The organism is Paenibacillus sp. SN-8-1, assembly GCF_050995535.1.
In the GTDB taxonomy this organism is placed as follows: domain Bacteria; phylum Bacillota; class Bacilli; order Paenibacillales; family Paenibacillaceae; genus Fontibacillus.
In genome coordinates this window covers 1,203,182-1,228,027 of sequence record NZ_CP194782.1, presented here as the reverse complement: position 1 = coordinate 1,228,027, position 24,846 = coordinate 1,203,182, and the positions used below count along the sequence as shown (strand labels likewise).

General features: G+C 47.8%; 27 protein-coding genes and 1 tRNA gene. 6 read left to right on the top strand and 22 right to left on the bottom strand.

The window, feature by feature from the left end; all coding sequences use genetic code 11:
- Window positions 1–144: 144 nt before the first annotated feature.
- Window positions 145–218: transfer RNA gene (locus ACRRNK_RS05815), tRNA-Arg, on the bottom strand.
- A 140-nt stretch (window positions 219–358) separates the two neighbouring features.
- Between ACRRNK_RS05815 and ACRRNK_RS05810 the strand changes: the two genes are divergently transcribed.
- A complete protein-coding gene (locus tag ACRRNK_RS05810; RefSeq protein ID WP_433945843.1) occupies window positions 359–667 on the top strand; it encodes a DUF4870 domain-containing protein in 309 nt (102 codons plus the stop codon).
- Between the two features lie 58 nt (window positions 668–725).
- On the opposite strand, the gene ACRRNK_RS05805 is transcribed toward ACRRNK_RS05810, so the two are convergent.
- A complete protein-coding gene (locus tag ACRRNK_RS05805) occupies window positions 726–1,082 on the bottom strand; it encodes a hypothetical protein (protein ID WP_433945842.1) in 357 nt (118 codons plus the stop codon).
- Between the two features lie 27 nt (window positions 1,083–1,109).
- Entirely contained in the window at window positions 1,110–1,418 is a 309-nt protein-coding gene (locus ACRRNK_RS05800) for a hypothetical protein (protein ID WP_433945841.1), read from the bottom strand.
- A gap of 137 nt (window positions 1,419–1,555) precedes the next feature.
- Here ACRRNK_RS05800 and asnB point away from each other — a divergent pair, with 137 nt between their 5' ends.
- Window positions 1,556–3,400 carry an asparagine synthase (glutamine-hydrolyzing) gene (gene asnB, locus ACRRNK_RS05795; RefSeq protein ID WP_433946815.1) on the top strand — a complete coding sequence of 615 codons (1,845 nt, stop codon included), beginning with the start codon at window positions 1,556–1,558 and terminating at the stop codon, window positions 3,398–3,400.
- A 129-nt stretch (window positions 3,401–3,529) separates the two neighbouring features.
- A complete protein-coding gene (locus tag ACRRNK_RS05790; RefSeq protein WP_433945840.1) occupies window positions 3,530–4,297 on the top strand; it encodes a class I SAM-dependent methyltransferase in 768 nt (255 codons plus the stop codon).
- Between the two features lie 107 nt (window positions 4,298–4,404).
- Here the strand turns inward: ACRRNK_RS05790 and ACRRNK_RS05785 are convergent, their stop codons facing one another.
- The 3 genes from ACRRNK_RS05785 to ACRRNK_RS05775 form a co-directional block, all read right to left on the bottom strand.
- Window positions 4,405–5,034 carry an XTP/dITP diphosphatase gene (locus ACRRNK_RS05785; RefSeq protein ID WP_433945839.1) on the bottom strand — a complete coding sequence of 210 codons (630 nt, stop codon included), beginning with the start codon at window positions 5,032–5,034 and terminating at the stop codon, window positions 4,405–4,407.
- Window positions 5,031–5,789 carry a ribonuclease PH gene (rph, locus tag ACRRNK_RS05780; protein WP_433945838.1) on the bottom strand — a complete coding sequence of 253 codons (759 nt, stop codon included), beginning with the start codon at window positions 5,787–5,789 and terminating at the stop codon, window positions 5,031–5,033. The genes ACRRNK_RS05785 and rph overlap by 4 nt, the downstream gene beginning before the upstream one ends.
- A 133-nt stretch (window positions 5,790–5,922) precedes the next feature.
- On the bottom strand, window positions 5,923–6,999 hold the full coding sequence (locus ACRRNK_RS05775; protein ID WP_433945837.1) for a GerMN domain-containing protein: 1,077 nt from the start codon (window positions 6,997–6,999) through the stop codon (window positions 5,923–5,925).
- A gap of 150 nt (window positions 7,000–7,149) precedes the next feature.
- Here ACRRNK_RS05775 and ACRRNK_RS05770 point away from each other — a divergent pair, with 150 nt between their 5' ends.
- A complete protein-coding gene (locus ACRRNK_RS05770) occupies window positions 7,150–7,704 on the top strand; it encodes a phosphatidylglycerophosphatase A family protein (RefSeq protein ID WP_433946814.1) in 555 nt (184 codons plus the stop codon).
- A 60-nt stretch (window positions 7,705–7,764) separates the two neighbouring features.
- On the opposite strand, the gene ACRRNK_RS05765 is transcribed toward ACRRNK_RS05770, so the two are convergent.
- From ACRRNK_RS05765 to ACRRNK_RS05705, 13 genes are all read right to left on the bottom strand, one after another.
- A complete protein-coding gene (locus ACRRNK_RS05765) occupies window positions 7,765–8,871 on the bottom strand; it encodes a phosphodiester glycosidase family protein (RefSeq protein ID WP_433945836.1) in 1,107 nt (368 codons plus the stop codon).
- Window positions 8,872–9,777 carry a 5'-3' exonuclease gene (locus tag ACRRNK_RS05760; protein ID WP_433945835.1) on the bottom strand — a complete coding sequence of 302 codons (906 nt, stop codon included), beginning with the start codon at window positions 9,775–9,777 and terminating at the stop codon, window positions 8,872–8,874.
- A 69-nt stretch (window positions 9,778–9,846) separates the two neighbouring features.
- Complete coding sequence (locus ACRRNK_RS05755; RefSeq protein ID WP_433945834.1) at window positions 9,847–10,212, bottom strand: arsenate reductase family protein; 366 nt, start codon at window positions 10,210–10,212, stop codon at window positions 9,847–9,849.
- 13 nt (window positions 10,213–10,225) lie between these two features.
- Window positions 10,226–11,188: an RluA family pseudouridine synthase gene (locus tag ACRRNK_RS05750; protein ID WP_433945833.1), complete on the bottom strand. Its 963-nt coding sequence runs from the start codon at window positions 11,186–11,188 to the stop codon at window positions 10,226–10,228.
- Window positions 11,185–11,751, bottom strand: a complete 567-nt coding sequence (locus ACRRNK_RS05745) for a cob(I)yrinic acid a,c-diamide adenosyltransferase (protein ID WP_433945832.1) — start codon at window positions 11,749–11,751, stop codon at window positions 11,185–11,187. Before ACRRNK_RS05745 ends, ACRRNK_RS05750 begins: the two co-directional genes overlap by 4 nt.
- 83 nt (window positions 11,752–11,834) lie before the next feature.
- On the bottom strand, window positions 11,835–12,098 hold the full coding sequence (locus ACRRNK_RS05740; protein ID WP_433945831.1) for an aspartyl-phosphate phosphatase Spo0E family protein: 264 nt from the start codon (window positions 12,096–12,098) through the stop codon (window positions 11,835–11,837).
- A gap of 139 nt (window positions 12,099–12,237) precedes the next feature.
- The gene (locus ACRRNK_RS05735; protein ID WP_433945830.1) at window positions 12,238–13,452 is read right to left on the bottom strand and encodes an aminotransferase class I/II-fold pyridoxal phosphate-dependent enzyme; all 1,215 of its coding nucleotides are present in this window, start codon (window positions 13,450–13,452) and stop codon (window positions 12,238–12,240) included.
- 13 nt (window positions 13,453–13,465) lie between these two features.
- Window positions 13,466–13,966 (bottom strand): Lrp/AsnC family transcriptional regulator, encoded by a 501-nt coding sequence (locus ACRRNK_RS05730; protein WP_433945829.1) that lies wholly within the window; start codon window positions 13,964–13,966, stop codon window positions 13,466–13,468.
- Between the two features lie 187 nt (window positions 13,967–14,153).
- Window positions 14,154–14,498, bottom strand: a complete 345-nt coding sequence (locus tag ACRRNK_RS05725; protein WP_433945828.1) for a spore coat protein — start codon at window positions 14,496–14,498, stop codon at window positions 14,154–14,156.
- Between the two features lie 18 nt (window positions 14,499–14,516).
- Window positions 14,517–14,750 (bottom strand): hypothetical protein, encoded by a 234-nt coding sequence (locus ACRRNK_RS05720; RefSeq protein ID WP_433945827.1) that lies wholly within the window; start codon window positions 14,748–14,750, stop codon window positions 14,517–14,519.
- Window positions 14,751–14,869: 119 nt separating this feature from the next.
- On the bottom strand, window positions 14,870–15,409 hold the full coding sequence (locus ACRRNK_RS05715) for a hypothetical protein (RefSeq protein ID WP_433945826.1): 540 nt from the start codon (window positions 15,407–15,409) through the stop codon (window positions 14,870–14,872).
- Window positions 15,410–15,562: 153 nt separating this feature from the next.
- Window positions 15,563–15,940 (bottom strand): DUF350 domain-containing protein, encoded by a 378-nt coding sequence (locus tag ACRRNK_RS05710; RefSeq protein WP_433946813.1) that lies wholly within the window; start codon window positions 15,938–15,940, stop codon window positions 15,563–15,565.
- Window positions 15,941–16,001: 61 nt separating this feature from the next.
- Window positions 16,002–18,368, bottom strand: a complete 2,367-nt coding sequence (locus ACRRNK_RS05705) for an endonuclease MutS2 (protein ID WP_433945825.1) — start codon at window positions 18,366–18,368, stop codon at window positions 16,002–16,004.
- A 182-nt stretch (window positions 18,369–18,550) separates the two neighbouring features.
- On the opposite strand from ACRRNK_RS05705, the gene ACRRNK_RS05700 reads away from it, so the two are divergent.
- Entirely contained in the window at window positions 18,551–18,898 is a 348-nt protein-coding gene (locus tag ACRRNK_RS05700) for a phage holin family protein (protein WP_433945824.1), read from the top strand.
- A 76-nt stretch (window positions 18,899–18,974) separates the two neighbouring features.
- On the opposite strand, the gene ACRRNK_RS05695 is transcribed toward ACRRNK_RS05700, so the two are convergent.
- Window positions 18,975–20,030 (bottom strand): GGDEF domain-containing protein, encoded by a 1,056-nt coding sequence (locus tag ACRRNK_RS05695; protein ID WP_433945823.1) that lies wholly within the window; start codon window positions 20,028–20,030, stop codon window positions 18,975–18,977.
- 277 nt (window positions 20,031–20,307) lie between these two features.
- Between ACRRNK_RS05695 and ACRRNK_RS05690 the strand changes: the two genes are divergently transcribed.
- A complete protein-coding gene (locus tag ACRRNK_RS05690) occupies window positions 20,308–20,682 on the top strand; it encodes a cytochrome C oxidase subunit II (RefSeq protein ID WP_433945822.1) in 375 nt (124 codons plus the stop codon).
- Between the two features lie 50 nt (window positions 20,683–20,732).
- On the opposite strand, the gene ACRRNK_RS05685 is transcribed toward ACRRNK_RS05690, so the two are convergent.
- Together ACRRNK_RS05685 and pheT are read right to left on the bottom strand one after the other, a co-directional pair.
- Complete coding sequence (locus ACRRNK_RS05685; protein ID WP_433945821.1) at window positions 20,733–22,280, bottom strand: cell division protein ZapA; 1,548 nt, start codon at window positions 22,278–22,280, stop codon at window positions 20,733–20,735.
- A 110-nt stretch (window positions 22,281–22,390) separates the two neighbouring features.
- Window positions 22,391–24,838, bottom strand: a complete 2,448-nt coding sequence (pheT, locus tag ACRRNK_RS05680) for a phenylalanine--tRNA ligase subunit beta (RefSeq protein ID WP_433945820.1) — start codon at window positions 24,836–24,838, stop codon at window positions 22,391–22,393.
- Window positions 24,839–24,846: the final 8 nt, after the last annotated feature.

Genomic DNA, 24,846 nt, shown 5'->3' with positions numbered 1-24,846 from the left:
GAGGGATACTCTGAACGAAGCTCGAGACTCCGCTCATCCCCCTGCCATTCGGCATAGGTGGCTTTGCTACGACGAACCCCTCTGGGGGTTCAAATCCCTCTAATTGGTACGCAAAAAATCTCTCCAAAGGAGAGATTTTTATTACGTCCCAGGAGGGATTCGAACCCCCGACCGACGGCTTAGAAGGCCGTTGCTCTATCCAGCTGAGCTACTGAGACATATATGTAATCTTATGTGGTGCGATCCAGAAAGAAAAAAGGATGCGTTATTTATTATAACGTATCTTGGATTAAAGTCAAAGGAAATTATGAAATTCGGGTAATATATAATAACTACTCCTGAGGAGCGTGAACTACGTATGCGACCAATCCTGGCAGCGCTGTCCTACTTTAGCATCTTCTTTGCCCCTTTTCTGTTACCTATAATTATTTGGTTCATATCAGATGATGCTTTTGTTCGAAAGCATGCTGGCAGGGCTCTTTTCTCCCATGTGTTTCCGGTTCTTGCCGCGATCCCTCTGCTTATCTTTATGTTCTCAGCCCAATATATTGCCTCAATCTTTATGTATATTTCAATCTTTGCCATCATTTATTTTTGCGCCTTCCTCTATAACGTCATTCAAGGGATTCGTGTTCTTGCTGACGCAAACTGGCCGCAACATTACTAAAGACTATAGGCCCTCCCGCCACCGGGAGGGCCTGCTCTGTATAGCTGCTCCCAGCCCCTTAGCTGCCTTTAGGCAGCATCTGTTCCAGCTGTGCCGAGATACTCCCGGAAGCCAGAAGACTTTGCCGGAATTGTTCTCTTTGCAGCGGCGCATCCAGATCCCCTTCATCACCAAAATTCTCCTCGGCGATTTCCTCATAAGCATTATGCAGATTGTTATTGTACCAGTCTATAGCGAGGTTTGATTCGTTCCGAACCATTCGGACAATTTCGAAATCTTCCCCATTCCCCGCCCGGGCCACATAAACAAGCAGCCCTGGTTCTTCGGAGGCCACCGGAGTTACTTCGATTTCAACACATGCGCTGCCATTATAGTCTGTAGTTCTCGTTAGCTTCGCGTCCTTGATTGTATACATGCTGAACACTCCTTATTGAATTTAGTATTATGCATGAATTAATTTTGAATTTGCCATCTGACTGCGGGTATCCGTGGTCCCAAGCCGGTAAATCTCCTGGTACACCCGATTGATTCTTTCTGAATATTGTGCATAAATTTCATCCTCCGGAGTATCCGGCCAAGGAAATACGAAATCCATGAATCCATCTTCGTCAGCTTCCGCGCTTGCAGAAAGCTTGCGTCTAAGCTCTTCAGCTTCCTCTGGTGTAGCCTGGATAACCCATTCGTAAGCAGCTGCTCCCTGATCCTCAAGCACCGAACGGCCCTGAACCGATACATAAAATGTCTTCTTCATGACCATCCTCCTTTCATTCTTCCAAAGCATAGTTTTCCATAAAGGACAGACATTTTATGCCTAGGTTCGGCATAATTTGTATCACCGCGGAACAAACCGCATATTTAGAGTAACGAAGAGAGAGGATGAATCCATATATGTGCGGAATTACCGGGTTTATCGAGTGGAATCGAGACCTAACTGGGGACGCTGCCTTATTGCTTACTATGACTGAGACACTGGGTAAAAGAGGACCCGACGCCCGTGGTACCTGGATCTATGGACCTTGTGCATTCGGACACCGAAGGCTCAGTGTCATGGACCCGGCTAACGGAGCTCAGCCCATGGTTATCCATAAAGATGACAACATATATACCGTTGTATACAACGGGGAAATATATAACGCGCCTGAGCTACGAGAAGAATTAAAGCAACGGGGTTACAAATTTCGGACTGAGTGCGATACGGAAGTGCTGCTCCAGGCCTATATCGAATGGGGACCGGACTCTGTTCATAAGCTTAACGGAATCTTTGCCTTCGCGATCTGGGATAGTGTGCGGGAGCATGTATTTTTTACGAGGGACCGGCTTGGAGTCAAACCTCTATTCTATAGCGAGCGAGAGGGTACACTGATCTTCGGCTCGGAACCCAAAGCCATTTTGGAGCACCCGAAGGTTGATCCTGTTGTAGGAGCTGAAGGACTAGCAGAAATATTTATCCTCGGACCAGCCAGAACACCGGGTCACGGGGTTTATACGCATTTACGGGAGCTTCGTCCTGGGCAGGCCATGATTTACAGCAAGAGCGGCCTAAGAATCTATACCTATTGGAAGCTTGAAACCTACGAGCATGAGGACAATGAGACGCAGACTGCCGCGAAGCTTAGAGAGCTTCTGAAGGATACGGTTGAACGTCAGCTTCTCTCAGACGTCCCTGTCTGCACTCTTCTGTCCGGAGGACTTGACTCTAGTGCGCTGACGGCATTAGCTGTGGACTACTACACAAGAAGCGGCCAGGGACAGGTTCACACTTATTCGGTTGATTATGTTGATAACGATAAATACTTTAAGGCTCATAGCTATCAGCCAGGCGCAGATGCGCCTTGGATTGAACGCATGATTGCGGAGCTTGGCACTCAGCATCACTGGATACGCTTTGATACACCGGAGCTGGTTCACGCCCTGGATGCCTCTACAGAAGCGAGAGATCTGCCGGGCATGGCGGATGTAGACTCCTCACTGTTTTTGTTCAGCCGGGAGATTAAAAGGGATGCTACGGTCGCAATATCCGGGGAAGCGGCGGATGAGATCTTTGGCGGATATCCTTGGTTTCATCGTGACGAATTGCTGAACTCGGGAACCTTCCCATGGTCTGTGGCTACCCAGCTTCGCTCCGAGCTGCTGTCACCCGAGATCAGGGAATGGATCTCCCCGCAGGGATATATCCAGGATCGTTACCAGGATGCGGTGAATGAAGTCCCGAGGCTAAGAGGTGAGAGTGGAAAGGAAGCCCAAATGCGAATCATGTCATATTTAAATATTACGCGGTTCATGCCGACGCTGCTGGATCGCAAGGATAGAATGAGTATGGCCGCAGGGCTTGAGGTACGCGTACCTTTTTGCGATCACAGGCTTGTGCAATATGTGTGGAATATTCCCTGGGAGATCAAGACTGCTGGTGATCGGGAGAAGGGAATTCTTCGGAAAGCACTTGAAGGAGTACTTCCAAACGATGTTCTGTACCGGAAGAAAAGCCCTTATCCTAAGACACATAACCCCGCCTATCTAAATGTAGTGAGACAGCAGGTTCTAAATATACTGGATGATAGCTCCTCCCCTATTCTTCCGCTGATTAACCAGGATAAAATTCGCGAAATTGCTTCTTCCGCTGAAGCCTCTTCCAATCTCCCCTGGTTCGGTCAGCTGATGTCGGGTCCTCAATTATTCGCTTATTTAGCTCAGGTTAACCATTGGCTGAAGACATACAAGGTAGCAATCCGGTAATACCTGTACCTTTGAACTAAGGAATCCTTCCATAGGTATTACCTATTACCGTTATATTAATTATATATTTCATTTATAAGCAGCTTCGTGCGACAATGAATGTAATTTAATTCCAAGGAGCTGCTGCAAATGAGTTCAAAGAATGTTTGGAACCCGGAATCTTATGATAACAAGCTTGCCTTCGTGTCGGAATACGGAAAGAATCTGATTGATCTGCTGAGACCTGAGAAGAACGAGCGGATTCTGGATCTGGGCTGCGGAACGGGAGACTTAACCAGTCAAATTGCTGAGTCTGGAGCCCAAGTAAAGGGGATCGATTATTCAGCGAGCATGATTGAAGCAGCCAAGAAGAAGTACCCTAATCTCGAGTTCAAAGTAAGTAATGGAGAGAACTTCACCGCTGAAGAGCATTATGATGCTGTATTCTCAAATGCGGCGCTTCATTGGATGAAGGACGCACCCGGTGTCGTCCGTTCAATCCATCAAGCATTAAAGCCTGGAGGAAGATTTGTAGCCGAATTCGGCGGTAAAGGCAACGTGGAGACCATTGTTCAGGCTATTTATGAGGTGTTCGCTGAGGAATACGGCACGGATGCTTCGAAGCTTAACCCATGGTACTTCCCAAGTGTCGGGGAATACGCCTCACTTCTTGAAGAACATGGATTTAAAGTGGAGTACGCCCGCCATTATGACCGCCCCACAAAGCTGACAGACAACAAGGAAGGCTTAAACGGCTGGCTATCTAATTTCGGAGGCGACTTCTTAAACGGGTTCTCAGACGAAGAGAAAGCTAGCATCTACGCCAAAGTTACAGAAAGACTGGTTCCAAAGCTGCTGCATGAAGGTTCAATTTATGCCGATTATAAGAGGCTAACTGTTGTCGCTACCAAAGTCTAGTGACATAGTTTCAGCACAGCTACAAAAATGAATAAAGGACGGCATGCCTGACAAGGCTGCCGTCCTTTATTGTCATATCACATCGTGCCAAGGTTTTCCTTCTAATATCACTTCACTCCGAGTTTGTCCTTCAATATTCGCAGCGCAGTACCACGATGGCTGATTGCCTGCTTCTCCTGGAGCGTAAGCTCGGCCATGGACTTCTGGTAGGCAGGCACATAGAAAAGGGGATCATAACCAAAGCCCCCGCTTCCGGCAGGCTCAGCCGATATCATCCCTTCTACGGTGCCTTCGGCCTCTACGAATTCCCCGGTTCCCGGGTCATATAGCGCCAGATGACATACGAATCGGGCAGGGCTAAGGAGCGGCTGCTCCGTATCTTCCCCTTCGGACAGCTTCTCCAGTTCATCCAGCAATTTGGCATTATTCTCCGCATCCGTAGCGTGCTCACCCGAATAGCGCGCTGAATAGACTCCTGGAGCCCCGCCAAGCTTGTCTACGCAAAGTCCGGAATCATCAGCGAGAACGGGCTTGCCAAGTAGGTCTCCCACTGTCTTCGCTTTCTTGCGGGCGTTGGAGGCAAACGTATCCCCATCCTCCACAACCTCAGGCAGCTCTGGATAATCATACATACTCTTCACTGTGCCGCCCAACTCGGCAAGTGCATGGGCAAATTCCTTAACCTTACCTTGATTCTTCGTGGCGACAACAATTACCGTATCTTTAAAAGGGTTCATACATTCTTACCCGCCTGACCAGATCCAATCTTCAGGGCGATCGGCCCTAGCACCTCTTGCTGCTGCGCGATCATTTCACGTATTCCCTTCTCCGCCAGCTCCATCATCCCGTTCATTTCCTCACGGGAGAAGGGACTTTCTTCTCCAGTGCCCTGAATTTCTACGAACTTGCCTTCGCCGGTCATGACTACATTCATATCTACCTTGGCTTTGGAGTCCTCTTCATAATTCAAGTCGAGCAGCAGCTTATTTCCGACTACGCCTACACTCACAGAGGCCAAGTAATCAGTAACAGGAAATACGGCGAGATTGTGCTTCTGAGCCAGCTTATTCACGGCAATCGACATCGCTATGAAAGCTCCAGTGATCGATGTGGTTCGTGTGCCTCCATCCGCCTGAATAACATCACAGTCAACGATTACGGTTCGTTCTCCAAGCGCCTGAAGATTAACTACGGATCTAAGTGCACGCCCGATTAACCGCTGAATCTCCATCGTTCTGCCCGTAAGCTTGCCTCTGGCGGATTCCCGCTGGTTCCTCGTTTGGGTTGCCCGGGGAAGCATCGCATATTCCGCTGTTACCCAGCCTCGTCCTTGACCTTTCATGAACGGGGGGACCTTCTCTTCTACAGTTGCGGTGCAGAGTACCTTGGTATCACCGACTTCAATATATACAGAACCCTCTGCATATTTATTGGGATTTGCTGTTAAATTCATAGGCCTGCGCTGATCCGCAAGTCGTCCATTTATTCTCATGACTATGTGCCTCCTACATTTCATCCTGTCTATACTTCCCCTATTTTACCAAAGAGATGCTACAAAAGCACCTTAGGAAGAAAATCCCCGCCATAGAAAAAGGAGCCGCTCCGCAGCTGGCCCCGGTTAGAAATCAGATAGGAATTTGATTGAGCGCTTCCGGACGGGAGACCGGTTCACTGTACTTCTGGTTGTCGTCCCCTACCACGTCTTTGCTTCCATTCATCCAAATGCGTACTTTACCATTCTTGGTATTCTCCGTAACGGTTAGAACAAGAGACTGAAGCAGCTGAGCCGGAATCTTCTCGCCAGGCTTGAACATGTCATCCTTCAGCGAGACGGTTACTACACCGTCCTTGGCCGTCTCTACTTGCTCAACCGTGGTATTCGAGGTTAACACCTGCTGAAGTCCATCGCCCTGGACAGGGCCCTGAATCAATTGGGCTAAAGCTGCTTTTACCGAATCATCTCCTGCTGGAACCAACCGGGTCACGGGTACGAAATAAGGTATTCCACTGTCGGTTGATGAGGCAAAGTATACTGTAACCGGGCTTGTCTGAGAGATATTTGCTCCCGGTGTCAGCTCCAGATTAATTCCTACGGTGCGATTCAGGGGCTGATTCAGTGGAAGATGGCCAACCGGCATTTCATTCAGCTTCTGCCCGTCCACCCATATTTGAACGTTCTGAACATCAGGGTTGTCCGTTAATGTCCATGTTACAGCTTCCATGATTTTGCGCTCATCCTTCACATCGTATTTTGTGAAGGGCTTGGTGAATTCCACCACGGCCAGCTTTTGTTTTTTATCTACGGTGACATTGGTAACCTGTGTTCCTTTGGGAAGTACACCCTGGAAGCCTTCAGGAATGGACGAAGCATAAGTCCCACCCTGTACGAGGGACTCCATGATTTGATTCAGCTTCCCTTCCTTACTGCCTTGTGGCAGATTTAAGGATACAGGTGCTAGCAGCCCCTGATCATTCTTCAGATAGATTGTGGCCTGATTCGAATTCAAGGTGCTTGTTTTTCCCGAGGAGCTTGTCTGATTCACTTGATCTGCGGTCTGCAGCATCTGGGCCTCAACATCCGCTGGCGGAGGATCAATCTGCGCCGCACCTTGTGAACCGAAGATTCCACACCCTGATAACAAGAGAGGGATAGCGATTAAGCTGGCTGCTGCTGCAGTCTGTACTCTTGGAAAAGATTTCATAGTTCCTTCGTGCCTCCCTAACAATTTTCTGTGGCTTGTATTACTATATATACGAGCCCCCCTTTGGAAAAATAACTATTATTTCTGGGATGTGGACACACTGCACATATCAAGAGCAGCATGAATATGTTAGGAGTTGAGGTGAAGGTCATGGACAAAGCGAAAATCCCATACAGCTTGAACAGTAAAAAGGTGGCCGACGCGACCAAAGAATGGCTTCATAAGCGGGGCGTCAAAATTTCGGAAATTGCCGAGCTTGTTATGCTGCTTCAGCAGAAGTATTATCCTGATCTTACGATGGAGGAATGCATCCATAACGTGGAGCAGGTACTTACCAAACGAGAGGTTCAAAATGCGGTATTAACCGGGATCCAGCTGGATATTCTCGCCGAGCAAGAACTGCTTATCCCCGAGCTGCAGGAAATGATCTCGAATGATGAAGGGCTGTACGGCGTCGATGAAATTCTTGCCTTCTCCATCGTCAATGTCTACGGAAGTATCGGATTCACAAACTATGGTTATGTAGATAAGCTTAAGCCCGGCGTTCTGGAACGATTAAATGATAAAAGCCTTGGTCCGGTTCATACGTTCCTCGATGATATTGTGGGAGCGATCGCCGCTTCAGCAAGCAGCCGGATTGCCCATCGCAAACAGGCGGAGCGTGAAATTGAGAAGGGCGAGGAATCTATCGATCAAGCTAAATAAACCAAAAACCCTCTTCCGGATACCGGAAGAGGGTTTTGATTATTGCATAACTGCATCTGGTCACTTCACATTACTACCGAATACCAGCACATTGCTAAGCGGCCGCCCAGCTTGAGTAAGCACCTTGCCATTTGCATAAAGGCCAGAGGAAGCCCCTCCATCCAGGTTCATGGCCTGCTTCGTGCCCAGTGCCTTCATAATACCCGCCCATTGCTGCATGGTTGCACCAGATACGGTTGCAAGCAGAGTCGAACCATCCGGCATAATCGCGATCCCGCTGCGCGCTGCGGAACTCGATAGAATCTTCGGATCGTTAAAGCCTTCTGCCTTGGCGTTCAAATCCACCTTGCCATCCCGCACAAGCCGCGGACCTGCACCTACAGCCGTTACGACATTCTCCCACGGAATCGCATTTCCTTTATCGTCTTTATAGACCAAATTCTCTTGAACTTCATATCCAACAACGAAGCGATCCGAGCTCTTCTTCTCATTCCCTGTAAAAACAAGCACATAACCGTTCTTAGGAATCAGACTGTTCGCATTCGTTTCTTTCTTCGTGACGACACCATTCACAATGGTTACAGCAATCCCACCGCTGAATCCGACTCGGCTTCCCCGATCCGGAGTATACTTGATAATCGTGCTGGCCCCCTTTGCAGGGGTACGGTTCAGGAATACGGCATACCAGCCAATGGAGCTCCCTTTATCACTGGTAACAGTACCCGTTAGCGAGTTACGCAGGGGAGCCATCACCGCAGTTCCATCTTTCAGGAAACCGATGGTTGTCCCATATCCTCCGAAATGAGCTAATCGCCCTTGAATGATGAATGTACCATACGGGTCTGTAGGACCGCCGTATGCATTGAAGAACGCCCCATTAATCGCGGCTTCCGCATGGTAATTCTTCACGATGGAGGTGAACGCCTCTACTTGTCCCACTTGACGCTTCGCAATCCCTAGCGTAACAGGGGTTCCTTTTGGAATTGAGACCGTCTGGACTGTGAAGGTCTTGCTTCCGACTTTAACCTTGCTTGAAGAGGCTTTGATACCCGGCTTCGCTTCTGCGGTGAGAGGCTCAAGCCCTCCACTTGTCAGCAGCAATACCGCTGCAATAACCAGCATAATTCTTGTTATCAGATAAGTCCGATTCTTGGTATACATCTTCATCTAAACAACCGCAACTCCCATCCATGCACATATACTTTTCATTTCAAGCTCTTCAAATTTAGAAGCAATCAGAGCGTGATTCAGCTCAAGACGGCATTCGTCAATCTGGCATGCTAGCTCCACATCACACTTAATAGTAGCAAGCTGACGGGACAGGTGAAGCATGTCCAGATCGGTTTCAATTTTGGTCCGTACTCCTTTGGAGAGCTCCTCCAGATTCGCAAGAATCCCCTCGACATCATGGTACTCCTGAACAAGCTTAACCGCAGTCTTCTCGCCAATTCCGCGTACCCCAGGATAGTTATCACTCGGATCACCCATAAGAGCTTTAACATCAATAATCTGCCGCGGCAGCAGCTGCTTCTCTTCCATCAGGCTGTCCGGAGTATAGACCATGTAATTCCCATGGCCTTTCTTCATAATAATGACACTGGTGCAATCATTGACGAGCTGAAGCATATCGTGATCTCCGGTCAGTACTAGGACATCCATGTCCTGGCAATAAATAGAGGCAAGTGTACCGATGCAATCATCGGCCTCGTAACCTTCTGCGCTAATGTTAGGAATGCCCAGGCTGTCCATGACTTCAAGAATAACAGCGAACTGGGGAACCAGATCATCCGGTGCTTCCGACCGGTTACCTTTGTAGGCTGCAAATTGCTCGGTGCGGAACGTCTTGCTTCCCAAATCCCAGCAGCAGGCTACATGGGAAGGGGAGAATTTCTCTACAGCATCCCAGAAATACCGCATGAAGCCATATATTGCATTAGTAGGGAGCCCCGCCTTAGTCCGCCGGATGTAACCGCTGGCTGCTGAAGCATAAAAGGCCCGGAACATGAGCGCCATTCCGTCTACCAGCAATAGTGTTTCTTTTTTAGTCGTCAACGTTCTCTCTCCTTCGTTCATTCCTGGACCGTAGCTGCATCCAGATTGTATATACTCCAGTATATCATACGAGCAGCACGCGTTCGATTACTAATGATTTCCCCATTCCTGCCCGAACATCTCTTCCTTGAAGCCTACGGTCACTTTCTTCCCGTCTGTAACGATGGGTCTCTTAATGAGTCGGCCATTTGAAGCAAGCAGGGCGATCTGCTCTTCCCGGGACATTTCTGCAAGCTTGTCCTTCAGCCCCATTTCTTTGTAGACTTCACCACTTGTATTAAAAAACTTTTTGAGCTCAAGTCCGCTAAGATCAATCACAGCTGCAAGCTCGGTCTTACTGGGTGGAGCCTCAAAAATATTTCTTAAATCAAGCTGATGCCCTGCTGAATCAAGCCATTTTACGGCATTCCGGCAGGTTCCACATTTCGGGTATTGATATACGATTAGTTCACTCATGATGAGCCTCCAGTTATCGATAATCTGTTAGTAAATAGTCTCTAAGCCTATTCATATCTTCAGGAAGAGGGGCTTCAAAGATCATATCCTGACCCGTGAGCGGATGGCGCAACCCCAGCTCAGCCGCATGTAGCGCCTGACGCCCAATCAGGAGATTTAGCTGATCCACGTTCTCCCGCTTGTCTTCTGTCAATTCCTCTCCGGCCGGATAGGTATACAGCTTATCCCCAATGAGCGGGCACCCCACTGACGTCATATGGACACGAATCTGGTGAGTCCGGCCTGTCCCTAGTCGAATGTCCACTAGGGATGCCGCTGAATATCTCTCTACGATTGTGTAAAATGTTAGGGCCGGATATCCCTCAGGCGTTACAATACGGCGATGGGGTTCATCCGGGTCCCGGTCGATTGGCCCGTCTATTGTCCCTTCTCCAAGGGAAGGAGCTCCATGGACCAGAGCCTTATACCGTTTGGTTACCTGCCCGGCAATCAGCTGTTCAGATATATGCTGGTGAACATAAGCATTCTTGGCAATGGCGAGCACTCCGCTCGTCTCCTGATCGAGTCTATGTATAGGGCGAAAGCGAAACCTCTCTCCGCGTTCCTTCCAATAGTGAACCACCCCATTCGCAAGCGTCCCGGTATAATGACCATGGGTGGGATGTACGATAATTCCGGGTTCTTTATTCACAACCAGCAGGGCGTCATCTTCATACAAAATCTCAAATGGAATAGGCTCCGGCAAAATATCATCTGACTCTTCCTGCTCCATCCGGATGGCAATCTGATCTCCATGCTTCACCTTGACGCTAATGTAGACCCTTTCCCCATTTAACATAATGCCTTGTTCAGTCAGCTTGATCTTAGATAGAAGCTTGCGGGACACGCCGAGCCTCCGCTGCAGTACCGTCTTCAGCAGCATACCGCTGTCTTCTTCCTTTACCTCATATTCAATTGGATCATAATAAGCTGTCATTGGTTACGGAACACCTTTGCGCTGCGCTCATATTCTATATCGGACATCTTCGCTCTGGCATTAGCAGTTCTGGCAACAGCAAAGAAGAAATCCGACAGACGGTTCAAGTATTTAAGAACATCCTGGTTAATGTCCAGCTTCGCTCCAAGCGAGACTGTCCGGCGCTCCGCTCGGCGGCAGACCGTACGGCAAATGTGCAGAGTAGAAGATAGCGCCGTACCACCTGGCAGGATGAATTTCTCCAGCTTTGGATTCTCTTGCTCATAGGCATCTATCCATTGTTCCAACTGGTCAACCATCGAGGCGCTCACCTTAAAGCGGGACTCATTTAACTTCACAAAGGCCAGATCCGACCCGCAGTCGAACAGTTCGTGCTGAATTTGAAGTAAATGCTGAATTAAATCCGCATATTGCTCCGGGTCTGCCTGACTTATCGCCTGACCTACAAAACAATTGAGTTCATCGATGGTTCCATATGCTTCAATACGCTCGTCATCCTTCATGACTCTGGCTCCAATAACGGATGTCTTACCCTCATCTCCCGTACGTGTATAAATAGACATTATCTTTATGCCTCCTCTTTAGTATTCGGTCATTTTTCGAAAAAAGGAGACCCTCTGAAGGATCTCCTTTAATCAAGTATATATTAGGATTTCTTACTCTTCATAAATTCATTAATCTTTAGATCAAGCAGACTGCTGATCTCGATTACAATATCTGAGGTAAATGACTGCTCTTGCAGGAAGAGTCTCTCCATTCGGTTACGAAGAACCAAAATTTCATCTTCCAAGGATTCGGAAATGGATGATGAAGCGAGAGGGTTCTCTTTCGATGTCCACCGTTCTGATTTGTGTTCTTCGGCAACGCAGTAACCAGTTTGATTAGACAGGCTGTAATCTCCGCTTCGCATTCGCAGTCCCTCCTTGAATGTTAGAAATCTCTCAAGCTTCCTCTTAACATGAGGTTGAACCTAAAAACAGCTCTCCCAAAAAGAAATTATAACACGATCATCATCCAGTAATCAATTAGAAAATGAAATTTCTGTAATTTCAGCCTTGTTTCAGCTTATTTACAAATTCACCCATACGATCAATGGCTTCTGTCAGATTAGCAACAGAGGTTGCATAAGAGCATCTAAGGAACCCTTCCCCACCTAGGCCGAAGACATTACCTGGTACGGCGGCTACCTTAGCTTCAACCAGCAGTCTCTGTGCAAATTCGTCTGAGGAAAGACCTGTGGATTCCACACTAGGGAAGGCATAAAAGGCACCTTGAGGCTCATGGCAGTCAAGCCCTATGTCACGCAGTCCCTGTACAACCAATCTTCGTCTCTGATTGTACGAATCGATCATTCGGTCCTTTTCCTCAATTCCATTGGTGAGCGCTTCAAGAGCAGCCACTTGGCCCATAATAGGCGCACACATCACGGTATATTGATGGATCTTCAGCATGGCATAGATCAGATCAGGATGAGCGCATACATATCCCATCCGCCAGCCTGTCATAGCAAAAGCTTTGGAGAATCCACTCACTAGAATCGTGCGATCCTTCATACCTGGAATTGATGCGAAGCTTACATGCTTCTGGCCGTAGGTCAGTTCCGCATAAATCTCATCAGAAATAACGATAAGGTCGTTATCCTCCACAACCTTTGCAATCGGGAGCCAGTCCTCATAAGTCATAATACCGCCCGTTGGATTGCTCGGGTAGTTCAGGATCAGCACTTTGGATTTGGGTGTGATATTCGCCAGTAAGTTCTCCGCTGTTAGCTTGAAATTATCTTTGGCATAGGTCCCGATCTCTACCGGAACACCTCCTGCAATTGAGGTGAGCGGAGAATAGGGAAGATAACATGGAGCAGGAACCAACACTTCATCTCCGGGAGAAATCAATGCTCTAAGAGCCAAGTCGATGGCTTCACTTCCCCCTACTGTAACCAGTATTTGATTCGAAGGCTCGTAACTCACCTGAAAACTATCATACAAGTACTGACCAATCGCCTCACGGAGTTCTGGTGTTCCTGAATTCGAAGTATAGCTGGTATATCCTCTCTCAAGGGAATGCACCGTTGCTTCCCGGACATGCCACGGCGTGATAAAGTCCGGTTCACCGACACCCAAGGTAATAATATCCTTGTTGCCGCTTGCTAAATCGAAAAATCTTCTAATTCCCGATGGCTGGATCTCCCGCACAAGGGGTGCCAAGTACGAGTTCATCGATTTGCCAACTTCCTGCTCTGATCTCAGACCTGGATTTACATTCATAACATGACTTCCTTTACGGAGAAATCACAAGACGACGATCCTCTTCATGATCCTCGAAGATAATGCCGTCCTGTTTGTATTTTTTGAGTATAAAATGAGTTTTGGTCGATAGTACTGACTCCAGTGGAGACAGCTTATCCGATACGAAGCTTGCAACTTCCTTCAGATTACGTCCTTCCACTTCGACTAGCAAATCATAAGCACCTGACATTAAATACACAGACTTAACTTGAGAGAACAAATAAATACGTTCTGCAATGGCCTCAAAGCCCCGTCCGCGTTCTGGTGTAATTTGGACTTCAATCAACGCAGTAACTTTCTCGTCATCAAGCTTGCTGGAATTAACCACAGTCGCGTATTTCACAATGATGTGTTCCTCTTCCAGCTCACGAATTGCAGTCTTTACTTCTTCCAATGAGGCACCAAGAAGGGTGGCCAGCAGCTCAGGGTTCCGTCTGGCGTCCTCACGGAGCAGATCCAGCACTTTAAGTTTCAGTTCACTTAGCTCTTTCATATAATACCTCCTGTGCCTGTTCCCCGGGCCTTGTTCCAAGGCCTTTCTTGCTTGGGAAATCAGAAGTTCGTTGTATCTATCTTACATGATTTTAGGGCATCTGCAAACAAAAACCGTCCTTCCGTGTTAGCTTTCACGGTAAGGACGGATTCTGGAAAACAAGCTGTCCCAAGGGTTAGAGCACGGTTCAGCTCACGTGAGTGGGTTCAGCCTGGGAAGTATTTCCTTGTGGAGATGTCATTTGAGCGAATTGCCGGCTCTTCTGCTGAGCCTCTGACGCATGCTGATACAGCTTGTCCACTTCCTCGCGAGGTGCCTTAGCAGGTGATTGATAAGACCCGTTTTGCTGCATCAAATTATACAGTTCTCCCTGCAGGCGGAGCGTGCCGTCCGTAAGCTGATTGAACATTTGACGTACCGAAGGGCACGAAGATTCAGTTGTTGCTGTGGTATACTCCCGGGCGGTTCTTCTAAGATCAGCAAGAATAGTATTAAGAATGTCTTGTTCGGCCAAATTAACCTGATTATTCACAGATGCTTCCTCCCTTTGTTATTGTGCTTGTGTTGGTGCAACTGATTGGTGTTCCTTGAGAGCGTCGGTAAGAAGCTGTAAATGTTGCTGGTGGGCATGGATATACTGGGAAAGGGCTTGCTGTATATTGGTATTCTGGGACACGGCCGCAGCAGCAGCACTCTGCTTAATCAGCAAATCTTCATTCATAATCGAATCTGCAATATAATTCAGCTCTTTGGTGGTCAGTGGCTGAAGCGAACTTTGGTTCATAGGTCTTACCTCCTCGGTAGTTTATGGACCCCCATATTATGGCCGCTTCAGTACTTTATGATGCAAAAAAAGCCTGCTTCAGAATAATCTGAGCAGGCCCTGTTCATGAAAAAGACATATTATTCTTGATTCTTGCTATTCGTTATACTACGAATGAATTGGTGCCTGTCTGGTTCAGACAGAACCCGGCTAACTGAGAAGCAGGAAGAGCACACATACACGTTCAGTGTATATGGCGCTTTAAGAAGAGGCGTTTTTTGCTGCTGCATGCCGCTATTCGCATTCACCTGCTCCTGACCGGCAAGGAGCATATATTCCCGGCAGTGCGGGCACTCAGGTACCTCATCCTGCATACCCAGGATTCTTTCAACCGCAGATTCATATTCAAGCAAGTCCGCACCTGCAGTTGCAAAAGAATTCACCCGGCGAACCGCGCCGGAGCTTTCTTCTTCATCAGCATCCCAAAAACCAAGGGAATCCTGACTTTCTTCTGCATCTGTGTCAGCGTCTTCCTCATATTCTTCTTCGTCTCCCAAGTTAATTTGGAGAGTACGGTAGCCTTTCAGTTCGTTATGGCAATGAGGACATTCCTCTTCGGGACCGATTTCTTCATCCCATACAATCTCTGTAAGACACCAAGGACACACCGTCGTTTCCATAGTAGATATTCCTTCCTCTTGTTAAATTTAAGACCGCGCTAAAAATATGACACCTGCGATTATAAAAAGTATTGCAGCCACAAACAATACCCGGACCAGATTCTTTATCATGTATCCTCCTAATGCGCTCTACATTTTATCCTAGTGACCAGGTTAACCTAGACTTGCTCCGATTACGAAGGACAACGAGACCGATATCCCCAGGGCAATGACACCCACAGCCCGGTTATCCTCAGCAATCTCTCGGTCGATCCGAAATACAGGAGTTACAAATTCAAATAAAAGATAGGAGATGAACAGCAGCACAGTACCTACGAAGGACCAAGTCATAAAATCGTAAATGGTCCCCTGTAGTACTGCGGAATAACGAAGGATGTTACAAATTCCAAATATTTTACCTGCCGTAGCCAGAGCAACTGCCATATTTCCACGCTTGATCTCGTTCCAGCACCTATACCTGGCCGCGAATTCAAAGCAGGATAGAAATACGATTAATTCCAGTATAGCTACCGAGAACAATCCTAAAGTCATGCCAACAGGATACTCAAGCAGCCGATCAATGGATTCCTTCAACAGGCATTCTCCTCCATCGTTATTTCAATTCCGCCACAGTTACCCCAGTGCCGCCTTCGCCGTAATTGCCGATTCGGTAGCTCTTCACGTTTTTGTGTTTACGGAGATATTCCTGAATTCCCGTCCGCAGAATCCCCGTTCCTTTACCATGGATGATATACACCTGGCCCAAATTGCTCAGAAAAGCCTCATCAATGAACCGGTCTACCTCCATGATCGCCTCTTCCAGATTCGCACCTCTGAGGTCCAGCTCGGACCGTGTCTGGTCGTCCCGGGTTCTCTTCAGATTCGTTACGGTACGCTGCTGCACGGCAGCTCCTGCCGAAGCCTGCTGGATCAGCTCCAGATCATCAACCGCCACCTTCATCTTCATGATTCCAAGTTGGACAACCGCTTCCTTGCCGGACAGTTCCACAACATGGCCTTTCTGATTCAGGCTGTACACCTTAACCTCATCACCAGGTTCAATAGATCTTACTTGCTTGGCAGCCTTGCGCACAGCAGCCGCTTTCTTCCGCTTAGCCGGCTCTGCTTCGTCCAGCTGCTTGCGTGCCGCAATCAGCTTATGCTCCTTAACGGAAGCCCCTTCTTCCAGGGCAAGCTTCCTTAGGTCATCAATAATCTTCTCAGCTTCACTTCTGGCTTTATCAACAATATTCCGGGCTTCGGTTTCGGCTTTCTCCAGTCGTTTGTCGCGCTGCTGCTCAAGCTTCTCGAGTTCAGCCTCATGCTGGCTGCGCAGACTTTCGAGCTCTTGGCGAAGTTTCTCCGCCTTCTCGCGCTCTTGCTCTGCCCCAAGTCTGTTCTCTTCAAGGGAAGCGATCATGTGCTCAACCCTAAGATCCTCTTCCTTGACCTCGCCGCGGGCGAAATCAAGAATACTTCCAGGCAATCCAAGGCGCTCTGCGATCGCGAACGCGTTACTTCGTCCAGGCACGCCGATCAACAACCGATACGTTGGACTTAGTGTATTCACATCAAACTCCATGCTTGCGTTGATGACGCCTTTCCGTTCATAAGCATAGGCCTTCAGTTCACTGTAATGGGTTGTGGCAACCATCCGGCATCCAAGTGAGTGAATATGCTCCAGAATCGCCACAGCAAGAGCGGAGCCCTCTGCCGGGTCTGTTCCTGCCCCCACCTCGTCTAGGAGGACGAGGCTCTTCGGAGACATTTTACTTAGAATCGAGATGATATTGGTCATGTGGCTGGAGAATGTACTTAGGTTCTGCTCAATACTCTGCTCATCTCCGATATCCGCATAAATCGCATCAAAGACGCAGAGCTGACTCCCGTCCTCCGCCGGCACGAACAAACCGGACATCGCCATTAAGCTCAGAAGACCAATCGTCTTAAGCGTAACGGTCTTACCGCCCGTATTCGGACCAGTTACAATAATCGAGGTATACTGATTACCCAGCTCTGCTTCAATCGGAACAACCTTATCCATAGGAATTAGCGGATGGCGCCCTTTCTTCAGCTTCATGAAACCGCGATCATTCATCAGGGGAAGCGTTCCCTTTACTTCACGGGCTAGACGGGCCTTTGCAAAAATAAAATCAAGTTGACTGAGCACATCGCAATCGTATTGAAGAAGCTCTGTCTGTTCACCTACAAGAGCTGTCAGCTTTTGCAGAATAACCTCGATTTCTCTCTCTTCGCGCAGCCGGGTCTCCCGCAGCTTGTTGTTCATGGCCACAATGGATTCAGGTTCAATGAACAAGGTCGCACCAGAACCGGATTGATCATGAACGATCCCGCCGAAATGTGCACGGTATTCCGCCTTCACTGGAATAACGAACCGGTCCCCGCGAATGGTAATCAGTTGATCCTGAAGCATCTTGGACACAGAGGAAGACCGGATCATGGCATCAAGCTTCTCTCTAATCCTCACCTCGCCTCCGCGCAGCTCACGTCGGATCTGGGCAAGTTCCGCACTGGCCGAATCAATTACCTCAGCATTCTCATTAATGCAGAGCTTGATGGCATTCTCTAGAGGCTTCTGTTCACTAAGCTCACTGCAAAGATTATACAGAAGAGGCACTTCTTCCTCTTCGTGAATGTTCAAGATATAACGCTTCAGACGACGTGCACCTGATAGGGTAGTCGATATCCCCATTAGCTCATGTGGATTCAATGTTCCCCCGATTCTAGCTCGCTTAACGGGCATCGTTATATCCACAATTCCACCAAAGGGCGGGGCCCCTTTAAGCCGATCTACTTTAAAAGCCTCATCGGTGGCCTGAAGAAGCTGTTTAACATCATCGAGATTTGTAGCAGGATGTAGTCTTTCTGCACGCTCTTTCCCCAGCGAAGTTTGGGCAAAGCCTGCCAATTTATTTATGATTTTTCGATATTCTAAGGTTTGTAAAATTTTCTCGTCCAAGGACGTTCACAACTCCTCTCGGGTACGCATATATTATAAACGATCTGATTTGCTTTTCGCCATTTTAGGCCGGTAGGGTATATAAAAGCATCCTCTTCACACATAAAGTTAATCCAGAGAGTATATCCTAATGCCGGAGATTTGAAGCAGGTTAATTCATTTAGAAAGGAGGCTCTATTCTCATGCAATTTTTTGGACATATTATCCGCTTCATTGTGTCTGCGTTAGTTCTGATGCTTGTGGGTTGGCTGGTTCCGCATTTCTCTGTTAGCGGATTTGGCAGCGCGCTTCTACTGGCCATTGTAATCGCTCTTCTAGGATGGATTATTGAAGCGGTAATCGGTACACGAGTGACCCCATTTGGCCGGGGAATCGTAGGCTTCCTTACAAGCGCGTTAGTAATCTGGTTCGCACAGTTCATTATTCCGAGTGTATCCGTGACCATCATCGGGGCTCTGCTTGCCGCCCTGGTCATCGGGATTATTGACCTGTTCGCTCCACAGGCCACTCCGTTCAACCATTCACGCTAGATCGCAGCAGTTCTCTATGAATTAGACATAGCCCCAGTTCCTGGAACTGGGGCCTCTTTTGTCTGATCAGATTCCATTATTCCGCAGGCTGATGAAAAACAACCCGGTTCTTCCCGGCTCGTTTGGCTGTATAAAGGGCATTATCCGTATTACGGAATAATAATTCTTTGCCATTTCCGGGCTGATAGGTACACACACCAATACTTACGGTAACTGGCTGTTCCCTCGAATGGGACAAAGGCAGGCTCTCAATCTTCTGGCGGATTTGCTCCGCCTGTTCAGCCGCTTCTTCAGCCGTGGTATCCGTAAAGATTACCGCGAATTCTTCTCCTCCATAACGTGCAGCGAAGTTATTCGGATTGAGTAACTCCGTAATGCAGCCTGCGGCATCTTTTAGGACAATATCTCCTACCCAATGGCCGTAGGTATCATTAACTTTCTTGAAATTATCAATATCAATTAAAGCCAAATGCAAAGAGACCCCATTGGTTTCACAATGTAAAATCAGGTTCTCCAGATATTCATGAAAGGTTTTATGGTTATATAGTCCCGTCAAAGCATCAATCTTGATGAGCTTATCTGAAATTGCCTTCTCCACAATAAGCTTCTGCTCTGACTTCACTAGGGTCTCCATGCTATTCCTGAGCTCATGAGAGCGTGCCAGTACTGCCCGCCCAATCAGTAAAACCAGAATGATATAGATGGCAGCCATTAGGAATCCAAACCAGTCATCTCCCTGATTATTCGGGTGTACAAATAAATAATTCAGGCACAAAAACATAAGGCTGAGCAATCCTGAGCTATACAAGGCACTCCAACTGAAATAGACAAGGGAGAGCAGTATCGGTAAGATGAGTACAATTTCCGCTCCATTAAGAAACGGAAAAAGGATATAAAATACCAAATAACTAACACTAAGCCCGCAGACCAGTACGATTCTCTCTACATGCTCCTGCCGGGTTCTTAGCAGTATTTCGCTTACAATCAAGGTAAGTAAAATTATAAAATCCGAAATCAGATATTTTAGGTCAAATGTCGACTCGTAGATGCCAGGGGACAAAGTTGAATGATTTTCAAATAGTATCCACTGAGCAGCAAGCAGTATGATTGCTGAACCCCAGTATCCATTCATCAATCTTCGGTTCCATGTCAATCTGATTCCCGGATGCTTGCGACCGCTATTGATGTGTATCCCCTACTTTTAGTATGTTTTGAAAGAATTATATCTCTTATTCTGCTTCAATGTCCAGCTTACAATTTGCTTGAACTACAGCTTTACCAAATGGAATGTTTGGGGTTCCCTTTCTATGAAGTTCACGAATCATTCATAGCCTTTATCGCCTATTCTACCTCTTTTGAGTTATTATATTGTTGGTGCTGTAATTGAATTTAACGAAAAGGGGATCCCAATGAAAAAGACAATCGCAATTCTGCTTTCAGCTATGCTCCTATTGATTCTATCCGCCTGCGGCAGCAAGCAAGCTAACAATAGCTCGGCCGGTGAGTCCAATGTGACCCCCGAAGCTGAACTTGTTATCAAAGCTACTAATTATCAATTCGATCAACAAGTGTATCATTTAAAGAAAGACGTTCCGGTCAAAATTGTATTCAAGAACGAATCAGGAAATCATGGCGTATTAATTCCTAAGCTAAATCTTCAGCTCGACAGCGAGCACGAGTCCGCTGTGGTTACTCCAACTGAGGCTGGAGAATTTGATATTGCCTGCTCGGTTATGTGTGGTACAGGGCATAGTCAGATGGTAGCCAAAATCGTAGTTGAATAATTTGAAAGGACAGCATACTGATGCTGTCCTTTTCTATATGACTTATCCTATCAGGTCTGGTCCTGTTCAATCAGCTCGATCCACTCATTGTACTCCATTTGGAGCTTCGCATATTCTTCCTTTAGCTTCGCGTGCTCTTCCTGAATCTTCTGGATACGCTCCAGCTCCATCTCACGTTCTGTCTGCAGCAGTCGGTATTCATGCGATATCAGTTCGAATTGCCCGCCGATCTCCTCCAGCTGACCAGCCAGTTCATCTCTTTCCGAGACTAAACTGGACTTCTCCTCAGCGAGTAAATTCGCGGTGTCTCCCGCTGCGGCACATTGCTGCTGCCACTCGTCTAACTGCTGACGCAGAACCGCCTCCGCTTCACGAAGTGCGTTATACTGCTCCTCGGCGGTCTCACAGCGAATCTGCCATTCCAGTTCCCGATTCTCTGCCTCTTCCAGAATCTTGGTTCTCTCTTGTACCAAGTCCATATTCTGCTTAAGCTGCTCCTGAAGATCAAGGAGCTGCCGTTTCAGCTTATCGCTTTCGGCTTTAAGCTCTTGCATCTCTTCTTCGGACTGCTGTTCACGGCGCAGCGTACTCTCATAGGAAGCCTTGAGAGAACTATACTGCTCCTGTACCAAAGCTAACTCTTCCTCTACTTCCTTGCTGGCTACCTTGTCCTTATTCAGCTGCTCTTTCAATGACTCAACTTCATCCTGTGAAGTTCGCAGCCCTTGCTCTAAAGCCTCGTTAGTCTCCGCAGCTTCCAATAGCTCATCTTCAAGGCGATTAATCTGTTCATGACGTTTCTCGGCAAGCTTCTGTCTGGACTCAGCTTCCTGAGCAGACGAAGCCGCCTCTGCCCGTAATTGTTCTTCAAGAGATTTAGCCTCCTGAAGAGCACCCTGCAGGCTTGTAACCTTCTTCTGAACAGCCGCCGTGGCTTCAAGCGATTGATTAAGCTGACTTTCTAGCAAAGCCGAGTTTTCTTTAAGCTTTTTGATTTCCACAGCTGAAGTTTCTTCACGGCGAAGAGACTGTTTGTACTGTTCATCCAATTTGGCCCGGTCTTCTTTTTCTTTCTTCAAGAGCTGTTCTGTTGTTCTAAGCTTCTCCTGAAGAGTGCTGCGGCTTTCACGCTCGCTGCTTAACTGCTTCTCAAGCTCCTGGATCCGCGCAGTCTGAAGGTTGGCTTCTTTGTCCTTATCCTTCAGCAGTTCATTAGATTTCTTCAATGATTCTTCAAGCCCAGACTTTTCACTTTGAAGGCGGTTGAAGGATTCTTGAAGGGTGCCAAGCTTAATCTGCTGCTCATTATATAGATTACCTTGAGCATTAAGCTTCTCCTCAAGTACCCTCTTCTGATCAGATACGGAAGCAAGCTCCAGCTCCAAGGCATCCGTCTTGACAACTTCCTCCGCCATATGAACCGCGGCAAGAACCGCAATACGCGGAATATCCAAGTGCGTGTGAGCTTTCGCTATGGTATGCATGCGGTCATTAACTTGACGGGCAACCTGTTTCATATATTCAGCACTGCTGCCGACAATTTTATAAGAAGTGCCGTAAATTTCTACGGTTACACTGGTTCGATCGGATTTAGTCAAAGCAAGTACCTCCTTCAATTCTTCTGTCTGGCCCAAGATGTGTGATTTGTACAAAAGCCACATCGAATCTTGCTTGCTATAGGATTCGATGTGACTTCTTTAATTTCCTGCTATTTTCTAAGCTCCGCGGCAAAAGTTTGTTCCAAAACCTCAAGTACACGATCGTGTACTGTCGTAATATCCTCTTCGGTCAATGTACGGTCCTTATGGCGGTATACCATGGAGATGGCCACACTCTTTTTGTTCTCTCCTAATTTGCTGCCAGTGAATACGTCGAAGACTTGAATGGCGGTCAGCAGTTCGCCCGCGGTAGCTTGAATCGCCTGAATCAGTGCTCCGGCTTCGACCCCACTGTCCACAACCACTGCGATATCTCTCTCTACTGAAGGGAATCTTGGCAGCTCGCTGTACTCAATATTGCTTACTGCATGCTGGTAGAGAGGTTCCAGTAGAAGTTCCGCTACATAAGTATCCTCCAGGTCTTTGTCCCGCTGCAGGTTCGGATGCATCTGCCCAAGTACCCCGATGCGAACTTTATCTTCCCCGGCCTTCAGATAAATGGAAGCCGAGCGCCCCGGATGGAAGCCTTCTGGACAATCAGCTTCATAAAACACCTTGTCATGAAGCCCCAGATATTCGGTCACACTTTCAATGGCGCCCTTCAGATCGAAGAAGTCCACCTTCTCGGCCTGGATATTCCACTGTTTCTCCTGACGAAGACCTGTTAGCAGAAAACCTAGCACAGGGAGTTCCCGCGGCTGTCTGGTCAGCTTATCCTCATCCGTCCAGAATACACTTCCGATCTCAAACACGGACAAATTCTCCTGCTTGCGATTCCGGTTATAAGCTGCAATATCGATTAGCTGTGGAAGGGTACTTGTACGAAGCACACTTCTGTCCTCGCTCATTGGCATAGCCAGTTTTACAGCACGGCTTCCTTCGGATAGAGTCGGGAACAGACCCACAGAAGATTCATACGTGAACGAGTAGCTGATCACTTCCTGCCAGCCTCCATGTGTTAACAGCGTACGAAGGCTGCGACGAAGGAACTGCTCCCGGGTGTATGAACCCGCTGTTGTTGGTCCCTCAATTGCGGTTGTAGGGATATTGGCATATCCATACAGACGAGCAATTTCCTCAATCAAATCCACATCGCGGGTAATATCTCCGCGGCGTGATGGAACAAGTACTTCAATCTCTCCTTGACGTTCAGCACTTTCGAAATTCAACCTTGTGAAGATCGCCTTGACTTCAAGCATGGAGATATCTGTTCCCAGATAACCATTAAGCTTGGCAAGTGAGAGCGTAATTTTCTTTTCTTCCAGTGTCTTAATTACGGCTTCAACAATCCCTTGATGTACCGCACCTCCGGCATACTGCGCGATCAGACTGGCAGCCCGGTTCAGAGCAGGAATGACCCGGTTCGGATCAACTTCTTTCTCGAAACGAAGGGAAGCCTCGGAGCGAAGGCCGAGCTGACGGGAGGTCTTGCGGACGCTGCCACCATCGAAATGAGCCGATTCCAGAATAATATTGACGGTGTCTCCCGTTACCTCGGAATTTAGACCACCCATTACACCAGCTAGGCCAACTGGCTTATTCTCACCATCTGTGATTAGTAGAGCACCCGCCTCAAGCTTACGCTCTTGACCATCCAGAGTTACCAGGGTCTCACCTTCTACAGCCTGGCGTACACCAATGGAACCGCCTGCGATTTGGTCCGCATCGAAAGCATGCAGAGGCTGACCATATTCCATCATCACATAATTCGTGATATCGACAATGTTGTTGATCGGACGAACACCAGCTGCTGCAAGACGATTCTGCATCCACTGTGGTGAAGGAGCAATCTTCACGTGGGAGAAATACCGAACTGCATAATGGTTGCAAAGCTCCGGAGCTTTGATATGAACAGAGACGTGATTGCTAGCGGCTTCAGAGACTTCGATCAGCTTCTTCTCCGGCTCAGGAATCTTCACTTCCCGCCCGAGGATAGCGCCAACTTCATAAGCTGCTCCAAGCATACTAAGGCAGTCCGAACGGTTCGGTGTCAGATCAAAATCAAGTACTTTATCATCCAGACCGAGCACTCCGTTAATTGGGACCCCAATTTCAGTATTTTCCGGGAGTACGAGAATACCTTCCTGCTGCTCTTTCGGTACGAACTTCTCATTCAGGCCAAGTTCCTTGGCGGAGCAGATCATCCCTTGGGAGGCTACACCGCGCAGCTTGGCTTTCTTGATTTCAAGACCACCTGGAAGCTTGGCGCCTACAAGAGCGACAGGTACCTTTTGACCGGCATCCACATTTTTTGCGCCGCATACGATTTGAAGGTCCTCACCGAGCCCCGCATCTATAATACATACATTAAGCTTATCCGCATCGGGGTGCTTTTCCTTACTTTTCACGTAACCCACTACGACCTGGCTCACGCCTGGGCTTCTCTTCTCCACAGAATCAATTTCAATGCCGGAGCGTGTAATCTGCTCAGCTAATTCCTCCGCGACTACATTGTCCAAAGATATATAATCCGACAACCATTCGGTTGATACTTTCATGAATATGT

Excerpts from the sequence above, each read along its gene's own strand:
- ACRRNK_RS05760 (WP_433945835.1), bottom strand. The coding sequence starts at position 9,777 with ATGAACGAAGGAGAGAGAACGTTGACGACTAAAAAAGAAACACTATTG.
- ACRRNK_RS05810 (WP_433945843.1), top strand. The coding sequence starts at position 359 with ATGCGACCAATCCTGGCAGCGCTGTCCTACTTTAGCATCTTCTTTGCC.
- ACRRNK_RS05715 (WP_433945826.1), bottom strand. The coding sequence starts at position 15,409 with ATGGAAACGACGGTGTGTCCTTGGTGTCTTACAGAGATTGTATGGGAT.
- ACRRNK_RS05805 (WP_433945842.1), bottom strand. The coding sequence starts at position 1,082 with ATGTATACAATCAAGGACGCGAAGCTAACGAGAACTACAGACTATAAT.
- rph (WP_433945838.1), bottom strand. The coding sequence starts at position 5,789 with ATGAGAATAAATGGACGACTTGCGGATCAGCGCAGGCCTATGAATTTA.
- ACRRNK_RS05790 (WP_433945840.1), top strand. The coding sequence starts at position 3,530 with ATGAGTTCAAAGAATGTTTGGAACCCGGAATCTTATGATAACAAGCTT.
- pheT (WP_433945820.1), bottom strand. The coding sequence starts at position 24,838 with ATGAAAGTATCAACCGAATGGTTGTCGGATTATATATCTTTGGACAAT.
- ACRRNK_RS05700 (WP_433945824.1), top strand. The coding sequence starts at position 18,551 with ATGCAATTTTTTGGACATATTATCCGCTTCATTGTGTCTGCGTTAGTT.
- ACRRNK_RS05800 (WP_433945841.1), bottom strand. The coding sequence starts at position 1,418 with ATGAAGAAGACATTTTATGTATCGGTTCAGGGCCGTTCGGTGCTTGAG.
- ACRRNK_RS05745 (WP_433945832.1), bottom strand. The coding sequence starts at position 11,751 with ATGTCTATTTATACACGTACGGGAGATGAGGGTAAGACATCCGTTATT.
- ACRRNK_RS05710 (WP_433946813.1), bottom strand. The coding sequence starts at position 15,940 with ATGACTTTAGGATTGTTCTCGGTAGCTATACTGGAATTAATCGTATTT.
- ACRRNK_RS05765 (WP_433945836.1), bottom strand. The coding sequence starts at position 8,871 with ATGAAGATGTATACCAAGAATCGGACTTATCTGATAACAAGAATTATG.
- ACRRNK_RS05785 (WP_433945839.1), bottom strand. The coding sequence starts at position 5,034 with ATGAACCCTTTTAAAGATACGGTAATTGTTGTCGCCACGAAGAATCAA.
- ACRRNK_RS05740 (WP_433945831.1), bottom strand. The coding sequence starts at position 12,098 with ATGCGAAGCGGAGATTACAGCCTGTCTAATCAAACTGGTTACTGCGTT.
- ACRRNK_RS05750 (WP_433945833.1), bottom strand. The coding sequence starts at position 11,188 with ATGACAGCTTATTATGATCCAATTGAATATGAGGTAAAGGAAGAAGAC.
- ACRRNK_RS05695 (WP_433945823.1), bottom strand. The coding sequence starts at position 20,030 with ATGAATGGATACTGGGGTTCAGCAATCATACTGCTTGCTGCTCAGTGG.
- ACRRNK_RS05775 (WP_433945837.1), bottom strand. The coding sequence starts at position 6,999 with ATGAAATCTTTTCCAAGAGTACAGACTGCAGCAGCAGCCAGCTTAATC.
- ACRRNK_RS05770 (WP_433946814.1), top strand. The coding sequence starts at position 7,150 with ATGGACAAAGCGAAAATCCCATACAGCTTGAACAGTAAAAAGGTGGCC.
- ACRRNK_RS05690 (WP_433945822.1), top strand. The coding sequence starts at position 20,308 with ATGAAAAAGACAATCGCAATTCTGCTTTCAGCTATGCTCCTATTGATT.
- ACRRNK_RS05730 (WP_433945829.1), bottom strand. The coding sequence starts at position 13,966 with ATGAAAGAGCTAAGTGAACTGAAACTTAAAGTGCTGGATCTGCTCCGT.
- ACRRNK_RS05720 (WP_433945827.1), bottom strand. The coding sequence starts at position 14,750 with ATGAACCAAAGTTCGCTTCAGCCACTGACCACCAAAGAGCTGAATTAT.
- ACRRNK_RS05735 (WP_433945830.1), bottom strand. The coding sequence starts at position 13,452 with ATGAATGTAAATCCAGGTCTGAGATCAGAGCAGGAAGTTGGCAAATCG.
- ACRRNK_RS05755 (WP_433945834.1), bottom strand. The coding sequence starts at position 10,212 with ATGAGTGAACTAATCGTATATCAATACCCGAAATGTGGAACCTGCCGG.
- asnB (WP_433946815.1), top strand. The coding sequence starts at position 1,556 with ATGTGCGGAATTACCGGGTTTATCGAGTGGAATCGAGACCTAACTGGG.